The organism is Spirillospora sp. NPDC048911, assembly GCF_043198015.1.
In the GTDB taxonomy this organism is placed as follows: Bacteria; Actinomycetota; Actinomycetes; order Streptosporangiales; family Streptosporangiaceae; genus Spirillospora.
In genome coordinates this window covers 101,427-114,497 of record NZ_JBICUD010000013.1, presented here as the reverse complement: position 1 = coordinate 114,497, position 13,071 = coordinate 101,427, and the positions used below count along the sequence as shown (strand labels likewise).

General features: G+C 69.0%; 10 protein-coding genes. 8 read left to right on the top strand and 2 right to left on the bottom strand.

Annotation, left to right across the window (positions count from 1 at the left end; all coding sequences use genetic code 11):
- The first annotated feature begins 144 nt into the window (after positions 1-144).
- The 7 genes from ACGFNU_RS43710 to ACGFNU_RS43680 all read left to right on the top strand — a co-directional run bounded on the left by ACGFNU_RS43710 (position 145) and on the right by ACGFNU_RS43680 (position 6,268).
- Entirely contained in the window at positions 145-1,023 is an 879-nt protein-coding gene (locus tag ACGFNU_RS43710) for a helix-turn-helix domain-containing protein (protein WP_392602563.1), read from the top strand.
- A 120-nt stretch (positions 1,024-1,143) separates the two neighbouring features.
- Positions 1,144-1,524, top strand: a complete 381-nt coding sequence (locus ACGFNU_RS43705; protein WP_392602562.1) for a DUF397 domain-containing protein — start codon at positions 1,144-1,146, stop codon at positions 1,522-1,524.
- A 385-nt stretch (positions 1,525-1,909) separates the two neighbouring features.
- Positions 1,910-2,314 (top strand): RICIN domain-containing protein, encoded by a 405-nt coding sequence (locus ACGFNU_RS43700; protein WP_392602561.1) that lies wholly within the window; start codon positions 1,910-1,912, stop codon positions 2,312-2,314.
- Positions 2,315-2,388: 74 nt separating this feature from the next.
- On the top strand, positions 2,389-2,880 hold the full coding sequence (locus tag ACGFNU_RS43695; RefSeq protein ID WP_392602560.1) for an RNA polymerase sigma factor: 492 nt from the start codon (positions 2,389-2,391) through the stop codon (positions 2,878-2,880).
- Positions 2,877-3,947: a hypothetical protein gene (locus tag ACGFNU_RS43690; protein WP_392602559.1), complete on the top strand. Its 1,071-nt coding sequence runs from the start codon at positions 2,877-2,879 to the stop codon at positions 3,945-3,947. The genes ACGFNU_RS43695 and ACGFNU_RS43690 overlap by 4 nt, the downstream gene beginning before the upstream one ends.
- Before the next feature lie 126 nt (positions 3,948-4,073).
- Positions 4,074-4,799, top strand: a complete 726-nt coding sequence (locus ACGFNU_RS43685; protein ID WP_392602558.1) for a hypothetical protein — start codon at positions 4,074-4,076, stop codon at positions 4,797-4,799.
- Positions 4,796-6,268, top strand: coding sequence for an NADH-ubiquinone oxidoreductase-F iron-sulfur binding region domain-containing protein (locus ACGFNU_RS43680; protein WP_392602557.1), 1,473 nt, complete (start codon positions 4,796-4,798; stop codon positions 6,266-6,268). The genes ACGFNU_RS43685 and ACGFNU_RS43680 overlap by 4 nt, the downstream gene beginning before the upstream one ends.
- Positions 6,269-6,433: 165 nt before the next feature.
- On the opposite strand, the gene ACGFNU_RS43675 is transcribed toward ACGFNU_RS43680, so the two are convergent.
- On the bottom strand, positions 6,434-7,891 hold the full coding sequence (locus ACGFNU_RS43675; RefSeq protein WP_392602556.1) for a serine/threonine-protein kinase: 1,458 nt from the start codon (positions 7,889-7,891) through the stop codon (positions 6,434-6,436).
- A 492-nt stretch (positions 7,892-8,383) separates the two neighbouring features.
- Between ACGFNU_RS43675 and hrpA the strand changes: the two genes are divergently transcribed.
- Entirely contained in the window at positions 8,384-12,373 is a 3,990-nt protein-coding gene (gene hrpA / locus ACGFNU_RS43670) for an ATP-dependent RNA helicase HrpA (protein WP_392602555.1), read from the top strand.
- Between the two features lie 32 nt (positions 12,374-12,405).
- On the opposite strand, the gene ACGFNU_RS43665 is transcribed toward hrpA, so the two are convergent.
- A complete protein-coding gene (locus tag ACGFNU_RS43665) occupies positions 12,406-12,993 on the bottom strand; it encodes an ATP-dependent Clp protease proteolytic subunit (protein WP_392602554.1) in 588 nt (195 codons plus the stop codon).
- Positions 12,994-13,071: the final 78 nt, after the last annotated feature.

The following is a 13,071-nucleotide window of genomic DNA, read 5'->3' as shown; positions in this document are numbered from 1 at the left end:
GCATTCTGCCGGATCCTGCTGTTGGGTGTTGGCACCTTGCTATCTCGCTGATTTAATCAATGCATCTCGAAGGGCGGCTAACGGCAACGTGTCCGTCTGCCGTAGAGCCGATTTCGATCTTTACTCGACGAGTAAGGGGTTGGCATGGCCATGCCTTCCGGGCCGGGTCCGGTGGTCCAGCGTGCGATTCTGACCAGTGAGCTCCAGCGGCTGCGCCTGGCGAACGGATCGACCCAGGGCCAGGTGGCGGCGGCCCTGGACTGGTCGCCGTCCAAGCTCATCCGTATCGAGGGCGGCACGGTCGGAATCTCTACGACCGATCTCCATGCACTGCTGCGCTATTACGGCTTGCAGGAATCTGATCCGCATGTGGCCAAACTGACCGAGCTTGCCCGCGACGGACGGCAGCGAGGGTGGTGGGCGCTCTACCGAAACGAGATCTCATCTGAGTATTCCGAGTTCATCGGGTACGAGGCGGGCGCCTCGACCATCCGCAGTTTCCAGCCGCTGATGATCCCGGGCCTCCTGCAGACGGAGGACTATGCCAATGCGCTCACCATCGAGTTCGTCTCCGGATCACACGCGCAGCGCGACATCGTGGTCGAGGTGCGCATGCAGCGCCAGGAGATGGTCCTTGATCGGGCCGACTCGGTGATCATGGTCATAGACGAGGCGGCGCTGCGGCGTCAGGTCGGCGGGCAGGTGGACCCGAGCATCATGCCACGGCAATTGCAGCACATGATTACCATGGCAGACAAGGCGAACATCTCGATCGAAGTGATTCCGTTCAAGAACGGAGCCCACTTCGGGATGATGGGGGAATTCACGATTTTGGAGTTCGCCGACAGCAGGCTGGGTGACGTTCTTTTCCTGGAAAACGCCCGCACGTCCGACCTCACGGTGACTGATCGTGACTCTCGGATCACCGACTATCGGGTCGCGTTCGAGAATCTCCGTGCCCTGGTCCTCTCGGAGGGCGAAGCCACCGCCTTCATCGAAGACATCATCGGTTCCATGGCCTGACGCGGCGCCGACCTGACATGGCGCTGACATCCTGCTTACCGCAGACGGACCCTTGTGGCCCATTTCGGTCAATAGGCATCAAATGGGTGCAAATTCCCACTACCCTTGCTCCGTCTTGGTATGGTAAAAAAGGCCCCTCGTCTTTTCCGTGTCGCCGCGTCTGGGCAGGCTAGGTCACAGGAGATGCGAGCTACTGTGACCGTGGTCGGTGGAAAGCCGTGTGAGAGCAGGCCTCAGGGCCCGATGGGGGACGTGGTGGTTGCGACAGAGCCATCCGGTACTACTGCGATCCGTAGAGCCGGTGCCCTGCGTTCCGTCGGTGACCTGAAAGAGGTCACATGGATCAAGGCTTCGGCGAGTGAAAGCGGAGGCTGTGTCGAGCTCGCTTCAGTCGGCTCGACCATTTATATCCAGGATTCCAAGACTCCGGACGGCGGCCCAGTGCTCGCCGTTTCCATCGATGCTCTAGCCGGGTTGTTTGCCGCCATTCGGCGTAGTTAGCTCCTGTCCTGGTGTCTTTGGCATAGTGGGTGCGTCTGGTGTCCGGCCGATCGGCGAATGAACCAGCCGGTAGTCCGGGCTTGTTCGACGATACGGTGAAATGCCTCCTACGCCGTAGGATCGAGCGTCGGCTCAAGGCGTCAGGTACCCGGCCGTGACGGCTGCCCAGTTCACCATGGGCTTGTCAGCGGCGTCGGCTACGAACGCCATCGCTCATCAACGCTAGCTGCCGGTCGGCCGGCATTGGAGCGAAGTCTCCTGGTCGGCCGTGTTCTGATGTCCGCGTGTGGATACCTACGGCCGGATTCGGTCGGGGCTTGCGGTGGTGGTCTTGGGTGGCTCGGCGCAGGCTGGGTTGGGTGGGGGTCTGCCGAGAGGAGCCGGCATGACTGATCAATTGGTCGCGGGCGGGCGCTACACCGTGAGGGGCGCCTCCGGGATGCTGACGATGCAGGACCGCCGTGTGGTCCTGACCGAGCCGGAGCATGACGCGTCGCAGCAGTGGGATGTCGCTTACGAGGCCGGTGTTTACACCTTCCGCAACGTCGCGACGGGCAGGTACCTCGGGGACGACCGGCATCCTGACGAGATGACCGACGAACTGCGCGGCTCCGACGAGTCGTACGGCTGGCGGCTCACGCGTGGTGAGCAGGACGAGGGGGGATTCGTGCTCACTGCCGCCGCGTCCACTGAGGGGCTTGCGCTGGGGCGCCTCTTCATCCGGATGCTTCCGCTGCGGGTGGGCCTGGTGAGCGGCGTCGAGTCCTGGGCGCTGGAGCCTGTCGGCTGAAGCCTTCGCGTGCTGTGTAACCTCCGCGGGTCTGCCGGACCTAAGGGGAGGACGACAGGACGCGAGGGAGCCTTGTGAATGATGAGGAGCGCTTCACGGCGCTGTTCCGGCGGCACCATACCCAGGTGCTCGCGTACGCGCTGCGGAGGACGGACGCTGCGCGGGCCGAAGATGTGGTGGCCGAGACCTTCGCCGCGGCTTGGCGGCATATCGGGAGGCTGCCCGAGGAACCGCTGCCCTGGCTCTACCGGACGGCGGCGAACCGGCTGGCCAACGAGCGGCGGTCCAGTGCGCGGCAGGCGCGGGTGGCCGGGCGGGTCGCGAGGCAGGGTGAGGGGGTTGTCGCCGACCATGCGGCGGGTGTCGCCGAGAACGCGGAGTTGATGGCCGCGCTCGGCGAATTGCCCGTCAAGGATCGCGAGGCGCTGCTCCTGGTGAGCTGGGAGGGGCTCGACCAGAAGTCGGCGGCGTACGCGCTCGGGTGCTCGGTATCCGCGTTCAAGGTGCGGCTGCATCGGGCTCGGAAGAAGCTCGCCGTTCGTGAGGTTCAGGAGGGGGCGCGATGAACGATCAGGAGCTGATGGATCGGCTTGCTAGGGCCAATCCTGTGCGGGTGGAGGACCTCGGAGACACGGCCGAGCGGGCTGACGGGCTTCGGAGGGAGATTCTTGGCGCGCGGCTCAAGCGCCGGCGGCGGTGGGTGCTGGTCGCTCTTCCAGTGGCGGGGGCCGCGGTCGCGGTCGGCCTGCTTCGGAGCGAGCCGATACCACAGCAGACGCTGGTGACCAGCGGAGAGGCGCACGCGGTCATGCTGGCGGCAGCGCAGCGTGCTGAGAGGGCTCCGGCGACGGGGCGTTTCTGGCACACGAAGGGCGAGGTCCGGCACGCGTTCCAGCGGGACCACCGTGGCAACCGTTATGCGCTGGTGGCGACGTACCCGATCGAGGTCTGGGCGCCGACGGACCGCCGGGACGGCGATGGAGTCATCTCGTGGGGTGGGGCGCGGCTCGCCCCGATCACGGCCGATGACGCGGTCGCCTACCGCCGGGACGGCTCGCCGCAGCCGAACGAGAATCCCGACCCCGACATGGGGGTGGCACCGCCGAGCCCGCCGGAGGGGCCGGAACTCGCCGGCGACGCCATCTACGAGGGGGACGCCCGGGATCTTCCGCACGATCCGCTCAAGCTGCGGCTCGCCATGCTCACCTGGGCGCGGGATCACGGGGGCCTGCCGCGCAATCCCGACGTGTGGTTGTTCCGGGAGGGTGCCGCGCTTTTGAACGCAGAGAAACAGCCCCTGCCGCGTGAGACGCGCATCGCGGTCTACCGCATGCTCGGGACCCTTCCAGGGGGCCGGAGTCTCGGCACCGTCAAGGATCCGCTGGGACGGCCCGCGCTCGCCGTGGCGATGACCGAAAAGACCTCGAGGCTCGGGGTCCTCGAATGGCGGCTTTTCCTGAGTCCCTCACGAGATCTCCTCATGGGCACGCAAGCGGTCGTCGTCAAGCAGGGAACCGACAATCGCAAGATCGCCCCAGGTCAGGCGATATATACTCAGAGTGTTCGGGTCGCCGAGTGGACGGACGCGTGCCCTCCGGGACGGCTTCCGGGTGCGACGAGGCCGTGTCCCTGATCGAGTGACGGTCCGGGGACGGCCGGTTACGGCCAGGTGGTCCATCCGTCCGGCGAACTGACCTCGAAGCGCACGCGTCGAATTGGCCAGAGGAGTTCGCGACGGACTACCTGAGAGGCTGAGGTGATGGCTCCCGACCATCGCAGGCTCGCCCACGAGGGGACGCGAGGGTTCGGCGTGGGGACGGGCTCGCCGGCAGGGCGGGGTTCCGGCCGGCGCCGCCGCCTGCCGGTGGGCTTGATCCTGTTCCTCGTGGTGACGGCGGTGGCCGGCGGGCTGCTCGGGATGGCGATCAGCATGGGCTGGATCGGTCCCGCCGGCCGGGCCCTCGGCCGGTTCCTGGACTTCTACTGCGGTGTTTTCGCCCTGGTCACGCTCTCGCTGGCGGTCATGATCGGGCTGCTCGCGACCGATCGCACGATCCTGTCCCCGAAGCGCCGGGTGCACGCGCAGGCCGTGCACCGGGCGGTGGCCTTCCTGTCGGTGTCGATGCTGGTGGCGCACCTGATCACGCAGCTGGCGCGGCATCGGGTGGGCATGGTGCAGGCGTTCGTGCCGTTCTCGGCCTCACTGACGTACGCGGTGGGGACGGTGGCGTTCTACCTGCTGGTCGTGGCGATCGCGAGCGGGATCGCGCGGGGGCGTTTCGCTCCGACTGGCAGGCCCTGGGTTTGGCGTCTGCTGCATCTGACGGCGTACGTCGCCTGGCCCATGGGCATCTGGCACGGCCTGTCGGCGGGCAGGGACGCGCCCCCGTTCGTCAAGGCGGCCTACGCGCTGTGCCTGGCCGCGGTGGTGCTGGCGCTGATCGCGCGGCCGTTCCTGCGGCCGCGCGCGGGGAGGACGGCATGACCAAGATCGCCGTTCGGCAGATCGGTCCCGCCAGGCTCACCCGGGGGGTGGAGGGCGGCGGCCGCGTCGACTGGGACGCGCACCGGAGCATGCACCCCGTCCCGCAAATGCTTGAGTGCGACAAGCTGATCGCTCTTGCCGAGGCAGGGAAATTGTGTGGCCGGGGCGGGGCGGGTTTTCCGTTCGCCAACAAATTGCGAGCCGTCGTCAATAGCGCCGTGCGCCGCCGCAAGCGCACCGTGGTGGTCGTCAACGGCACCGAGGGCGAGCCGGGCAGCGCCAAGGACAAGGTCCTCCTCTGCCGCGCGCCTCACCTGATCTTGGACGGCGCCGCCCTGGCCGCGACGGCGCTCGGCGCGCGCGAGATCGTGCTCGGCGTGACCGACGAGGACGCCGCCGCCTCGATGGAGCTGGCGATCCAGGAACGACAGCTGGGAGACCGCGCCAGGGTCGTCCGGCTGCCTGAACGGTTCATCACCGGGCAGAGCGGCGCGCTGGTCCGCGGGATCAACGGGCGCCGTCCCATCCCGCCGGGCCGCAAGGGCCACGCCTCCACGCGGGGCGTCGACGGCCTGCCGACGCTGCTGTCGAACGCGGAGACCTACGCGCAGCTCGCCGTCCTCGCGGGGCTCGGGCCCGACGGGTACGCGAAGGCCGGCATCCCGGAGGAACCGGGCACCGTCCTGCTCACCGTGACCGGATCGGCGCGGTTCCCAGCGGTCGTGGAGACTCCGGCGGGGGCACCGCTGGCCCACCTGCTGGACCTGTGCGGAAGCCGAGCGGGCGAGGGCGTGCTGGTCGGCGGCTACCACGGCGCCTGGCTCACCGGCGACATCGCCACCCGTACCCAGGTGTCGCGGGTGAGCCTGCGGGAGGCGGGCGGGACGCTCGGCGCGGGCATCGTCATGCCGCTCGGCCGGGGCACCTGCCCGATCGGAGAGGTCGCGCGGGTCGTCCGCTACATGGCGGCCGAGTCGGCAGGGCAGTGCGGGCCCTGCCGGCTCGGCCTGCCCGACGTCGCCGGGGCGCTGGCCGCGCTGGCGGGCGGGCGGGACGCCGCGGCCGCGCTGGAACGCATCCGCCGTGCCGCCCGGATGGTGGTCGGACGGGGCGCCTGCGCCCATCCGGACGGGGTGTCGCGCTTCGTCCTGTCGGCGATGGACGTCTTCGAGTCCGATGCCGTCGAGCATGTGACGTACGGAGGCTGCGGCCGCCCCGTTCTGGGCGTCCTGCCCGCCGAGACGGACGCGCAACTGCGGCTGGAGGTCGACTGGAGCCGCTGCGACGGGCACGGACTCTGCGCCGACATCCTGCGCGGCACCGTACGGATGGACGAGTACAACTACCCGGTCATCCCCTCCGAGCCGATCCCGGCGGCCCTCGAATCGGACGCGCGGCGAGCGGTCGCCATGTGCCCCGGACTGGCGCTCCGCCTGGTGCCCCGCGTCCCCAAGGAAGCACGCAAATAACGCCAACCGTGCAAGTGGCCCCCGGCGGGACTTCACGGCGGAGGCGCCGGGAACGGCTCCCGATGGACTCTCCGGCGCGAGCGTCGCGGGTGATCCACAGCGGAGGCGCGCAACCGGCTCACGGCGGCTCTGCTCGCGTATTTTCCGGCGCGGCCCCGCATGCGGTCAGCTTGGGCGGTAGATCTTCAGGTACTGGTCGACCTTCTGTGTGTACGGCCGGTATGCCGGAGGCACGCCGCCGGACTTCTTCACTTTCTCGACGCCGCTGCGGTAGAGCCCTGCCAGGTTGAGCGCCGGATCACCCGGAACGGTCTCGATCTGGCGGCCGAGCGAGCACAGGAAGCGGCCCATCGCCGGGACGGAGAGCTCCGGGGTGATGTCGGCGGGCCGCGGCGCGGGGTTGTTGGACCCGCCCGGCTGCCAGCGCGACAGCACCGACGGCGTCCACCGGGCGATGCCGTACTCGTCGGCCTTCGGATCCGACAGGTCGGGGTCGAAGTTGCTCTCGGTCTTGAGCATGGCGGCGATCAGGGCCGGGCTCAGCCCGGGGATCTCGCACCACGTGCCCGCCCGCACGATCAGGCGGCGGTACTGCGGCGGGATGCCCCGGTCGGTGCGGAGCCACCGGCCGTTCGGGTCGCCCATGGACGCGCCGTGCTCCTTGCGCGGCGCGGCCGGGGCGTGGTTCGCGCGCTCGTCGTCCCCCGCGATCGCCCACACGGTGCCGCCGGTGACCAGGAGGAGGGCCGCCAGCGCGCCGCCGGCCGTCCAGAGCAACCGGCCCTTGCGCCACCTGTGCCGCTTGGGGACCGGACGGGTGTGGGGGAGGGGATCGGTGTCGACCCTGCCGAGCGTCTGGGACAGCGCCTGGGCGAAGTCGTGGGCCGAGGGCCAGCGCAGCTCCCGGTCGGGCTCCAGAGCGCGCTGCACGACGGAGTCGATGTTGTGCGGCACGGTCGGCCGCACCTCGCTCGGCACCCGCCGTCGCTCGGCGGGAGGCTCGCCGGTGAGCATGTGATAGGTGAGCGCGCCCAGCCCGTACACGTCGGAACGCCTGTCCGGGGCGCCGTCGATCTGCGCCTGTTCGGGGGCCATGTAACCCGGTGACCCGGCCGGGAGGGTCAGGCTGGACAGCCGGTCGTCGGTCCGGGCGATGCCCAGGTCCGCGATCATGATCCGGTCGGCGCCGTCGGTGGAGCGGATCAGCACGTTGGACGGCTTGAGGTCGCGGTGCACGACGCCGTGGGCGTGCAGCGCCTCCACGCCGCGGGCGATCTCGCGGGCCAGGTGGAGCGCGTCGTTCAGCGGGAGGGGACCGGCGGCGAGCAGCTCTTCGAGCGTGCCGCGGTCGGCGTAGCTCATGACGAAATAGGGACGCCCGTCCGGCAGCTCGCCGATGTCGAAGACCTGGACGAGCCGGTGCGAGTCGACCGACCGCAGCAGCCGGGCCTCCTGCACGAACCGCTCGCGGAGATCCTCGCGCTGCGCCCAGTGGTCGGCCAGGATCTTGATCGCCACGGGGGCGTCCAGCTCCGAATCGTGGCCCAGCCAGACGGCGGCGAAGCCGCCGGAGCCAAGGAGCCTGTCGATCCGGTAGCGCCCAGCCGCTCGCGGAGTCTCCATGGTCGCCCATCATGAATGATGCGTAGCTTTTCGGGGAGTCCTTTCAAGGGATCAGACATGTGACGCCCCTATATCCTCACTTACGGACCACTCCTGGTCAACTGGTGGACCAGCCGTATAAAGCCCAGGAATTCACCGGCCTTGGCAAATGTTGGACAGACGGGTCGCCGCCTCGCCAGGGCCGGATGACCGAAAGCCGGGCCCGTCCAGGCCCCTCACACCTGTCACCTCCGTCCCTCCGTCGGCCGCCTCCACGTCTCACTGGTCGTCCCGGAAGCTCCACCGGTCGTCCCGGAAAATGGATCGCCGCCCGGCGGCCCGGGAAGCTACGGTGCCAAGGTTGCGGGGAGACCCGCAGGAGACGCCCGCTCGCCCGGCTGCCGTTACCTGATCGGCACCACCCGGGCTAGCGCCACCCCGGCTGGCGCCGCCCGGCTGCCGCCCGCCCGACGATCAGGCCTTGCGGTCTGAAGCCATATCCTTAGTGAACGTATGAGGACGCCTGTGAAATCGCCGCTCGCCGACCTTCGCGCGCGCCTGCCGGAGCTGATGCTGCGGGACCGGCACCGGCTGCGCCGCCGCATCGACGGCACGCAGAAGATGCGGGACGCCAGGAGGCGGGACAAGATCACCGGCGAGATAGCCGCCGACGTCGACGCCGCGGCGGCGCGGGTGGCGAGCCGGCGGGCGGCCATGCCCGCGGTCACCTATCCGCCGGAGCTGCCGGTCAGCCAGAAGCGGGACGATCTGCTGGCCGCGATCCGCGATCACCAGGTCGTGATCGTCGCGGGCGAGACCGGGTCCGGCAAGACCACCCAGCTGCCCAAGATCTGCCTGGAGCTCGGCCGCGGGATCTACGGCGCGATCGGGCACACCCAGCCGCGGCGCCTCGCGGCGCGCACCGTCGCCGACCGGATCGCCGAAGAGCTCAAGACGCCCCTGGGGGAGGCGGTCGGCTACAAGGTCCGGTTCACCGACCACTCCAGCGACGACACGCTCGTCAAGCTGATGACCGACGGCATCCTGCTCGCCGAGATCCAGACCGACCGGCTGCTGCGCCAGTACGACACGCTGATCATCGACGAGGCGCACGAGCGCAGCCTCAACATCGACTTCCTGCTGGGCTATCTCAGGGAGATCCTGCCCCGCCGCCCCGACCTCAAGATCATCATCACCTCGGCGACCATCGACCCGGAGCGGTTCTCCGAGCACTTCGACGACGCGCCGATCGTCGAGGTGTCCGGCCGTACCTACCCCGTGGAGGTCCGGTACCGCCCGGTCATCGATCCCGAGGACCCCAAGGCCGACCCCGACCGCGACCAGATCCAGGCGATTCTCGACGCGGTCGACGAGCTGGCGCTGGAGGCCCCCGGCGACGTCCTCGTCTTCCTGAGCGGCGAACGCGAGATCCGCGACACGGCCGACGCCCTCCAGAAACACTTCCAGGGACGCAAGGGCGGCCCAGGCGGTCAGGGCACAGAGGTCCTGCCGCTCTACGCACGGCTGTCCGCGGCCGAGCAGCACCGGGTCTTCCAGGCCCACCGCGGCCGCCGGATCGTGCTGGCGACCAACGTCGCCGAGACCTCCCTCACGGTGCCGGGCATCAAGTACGTCGTCGACCCCGGCACGGCGCGCATCTCCCGGTACAGCCACCGGCTCAAGGTGCAGCGGCTGCCCATCGAGGCGGTCTCACAGGCGTCCGCCAACCAGCGCAAGGGCCGCTGCGGCCGTGTGTCGGAGGGCATCTGCATCCGGCTCTACTCGGAGGAGGACTTCGAGTCCCGCCCCGAGTTCACCGACCCGGAGATCCTGCGCACCAACCTGGCCTCGGTCATCCTCCAGATGACCTCCCTCGGGCTCGGCGACATCGCCGCGTTCCCGTTCGTCGAGCCGCCGGACCGGCGCAACGTCAAGGCGGGCGTCGACCTGCTGCACGAGCTGGGCGCCATCGACCCGGACGAGCAGGACCCGCGCAAGCGCCTCACCCCGCTGGGCCGCCGCCTGGCGCAGCTGCCGGTCGACCCGCGGCTGGCGCGGATGGTGCTGGAGGCCGACAAGAACGGCTGCGTGCGCGAGGTCCTGATCATCGCGGCCGCGCTGTCGATCCAGGATCCGCGCGAACGGCCCGCCGAGCACCAGCAGGCGGCCGACGACAAGCACCGCCGGTTCGCCGATCCGACATCCGACTTCATGGCGTACCTCAACCTTTGGAATTACCTGCGCGAACAGCAGCGGGAATTGTCGGGCAGCGCGTTCCGGCGGATGTGCAAGAACGAGTTCCTGCACTTCCTGCGCGTGCGCGAATGGCAGGACCTGCACAGCCAGTTGCGCCAGGTCGCCAAATCGCTGGGCGTCACCGTCAACAGCGCCGACGCGCCGCCCGACCGCGTGCACGTCTCGCTCCTGGCGGGCCTGCTGTCGCACATCGGCCTGATGGACATCGACAAGAAGGACACCGAGAAAAAGGGCGGCGACAAGAAGGACGCACGCCGCCGCGGCCAGGAATACCTCGGGGCGCGCGGCGCCAAGTTCGCCGTCTTCCCGGGGTCGTCGCTGTTCAAGAAGCCGCCGCGCTGGGTGATGGCCGCCGAGCTCGTCGAGACGTCCCGGCTCTGGGGGCGCATCAACGCCAAGATCGAGCCCGAGTGGGTCGAGCCGCTCGCCGAGCACCTTGTCAAGCGCACCTACAGCGAACCGCACTGGTCGAAGAAACAGGCGGCCGTCGTCGCGTACGAGAAGGTCACCCTCTACGGCGTGCCCATCGTCGCTCAGCGGAACGTCAACTACGGCCGTATCGATCCCGAGCTCTCCCGCGAGCTGTTCATCCGGCACGCGCTGGTCGAGGGCGACTGGGAGACGCACCATCAGTTCTTCCGTGACAACCGCGAGCTCCTCGAAGAGGTCGAGGAGCTGGAGCACCGCGCCCGCCGCCGCGACATCCTCGTGGACGACGAGACGCTCTTCGACTTCTATGACGAACGCGTACCCGACGACGTCGTCTCCGGCAGGCATTTCGATTCCTGGTGGAAAAAGGCCCGCCAGACCGAGCCCGATCTGCTCAGCTTCGAGAAGTCGATGCTCATCAACGAGAGCGCCGACGACGTCAGCGAGTCCGACTATCCCGACGTGTGGCAGCAGGGGCCGTTGCGTCTCCGGCTGACCTACCAGTTCGAGCCGGGCACCGACGCCGACGGCGTCACCGTGCACATCCCGCTGCAGGTGCTCAACCAGGTCAAGCCCGACGGCTTCGACTGGCAGGTGCCGGGCCTGCGCGGTGAGCTGGTGACCGAGCTCATCCGCTCGCTGCCCAAGCAATTGCGCGTCAACTTCGTCCCGGCCCCCGACTTCGCGCGTCGCGTCCTCGAACGGGTGTCGCCGCGCACCGAGCCGCTCCTCGACGCCCTCGAACGCGAGCTCACCGCCATGAGCAGCGTGCCGGTCGCACGCGAGGCGTGGGACCTGTCCCGGCTACCCGCCCACCTCCATCTCACGTTCCGCGTCATCGACGACCGCAAGCGCACGCTCGCCGAAGACCCCGACCTCGACGCCCTCAAGCGCGAGCTCAAGGGCAAGGTGCGCGGCACGCTCTCCAAGGCGGCGTCGGCGGGCGGTCTCGAACGCGCGGGCCTGCGCGAGTGGACGATCGGCGAGCTGCCGCGCACGTACGAGCGAAAACAAGCGGGCTACGAGGTCAAGGCCTTTCCGGCGCTGACCGACGAGGGTGACAGCGTCGCCGTCCGCATGTACGAGACGGAGGCCGAGCAGCGCCGCGCGATGTGGCGGGGCACGCGGCGCCTCGTCCTGCTGAACGCGCCGTCCCCGGTCAAGCTCATCCAGGGGCGCCTCACCAACCAGGGCAAGCTCGCCCTCAGCCACAATCCGCACGGATCGGTGGCCGCGCTCTTCGACGACTGCGTCACCGCCGCCGCCGACCGGCTGATCGCCGAGGCCGGGGGGCCGGCGTGGGACGAGGAGGCCTTCACCCGCCTCTACGACCACGTCCGGGCCGAGCTCCACGACGCCACGGCCGCGATCGTCGCGCAGGTCGAACGCGTCCTCGCCGAGTCGCACGAGATCGACCGGCGCCTGCGCGGTACGACCAGCCTCACCCTCGTACCGTCCCTGACCGACATCCGCGACCGTCTCGGAAAGCTCATCCATCCGGGCTTCGTGACCGAGACCGGCTGGCACCGCCTGGCAGACGTCCCGCGTTATCTCCGGGCACTCCAGATCCGGCTGGACAAGCTTCCCGAGAACCCGAACCGCGACCGTCAGCTGTCGCATCAGGTCGCGGTTCTGGAACAGGAATACGAGCAGACACTGCAACGGCTCCATCCGGCCCGCCGAGACGATGAGGCCGCTCGCCAGATCCGCTGGATGCTGGAGGAGCTGCGCGTCAGCCTCTTCGCGGTCCAGTTGGGCACGCGCTATCCGGTGTCGGAAAAACGAATCCGCAAGGCGATGGCCCAGCTGACCCCGTAGCCGGGCCGTTCGCCCCGGGGCGTGTCCCGGGGTCAGACGCCTGCCTCGGCGGGGATGTTCGGGACGCTGCCGACCACCTCGTCCACGAAGCCGTACTCTCTGGCCTCGTCGGCGGTGAACCAGCGGTCGCGGTCGGAGTCGGCCTCGATCCGTTCGACGGTCTGGCCGGTGTGGTGGGCGATCAGCCGCTGCATCGTGCGCTTCGTGAAGAGCATGTTCTCGGCCTGGACGGCGATGTCGGAGGCGGTGCCGCCGATCCCGCCGGACGGCTGGTGCATGAGGATCCGCGCGTGCGGCAGGGCGTAGCGCTTGCCGGGCGTGCCCGCGCATAGCAGGAACTGGCCCATGGACGCGGTGAAGCCCAGCGAGAGCGTCGCGACGTCGTTCGGGATGTACTGCATGACGTCGTAGATGGCCATCCCGGCGGTGACGGAGCCGCCGGGGGAGTTGATGTAGAGGTGGATGTCCCGCGTCCGGTCCTCGGCGGACAGCAGCAGCATCTCGCCGCAGATCCGGTTGGCGATGGCGTCGTCCACCTCTTGGCCGAGGAAGACGATGCGCTGCTGGAGCAGCCGCTGGAAGACCGGATCACTGATGGAGGGGGTGGAGTCTTTGGTCATGACCTCAGGAAATCCGCTGCTCAGGACGGGTGTCCAACAGCCGTTTGCGCCGTTTTGACAACCACGGGTTGTGAATCG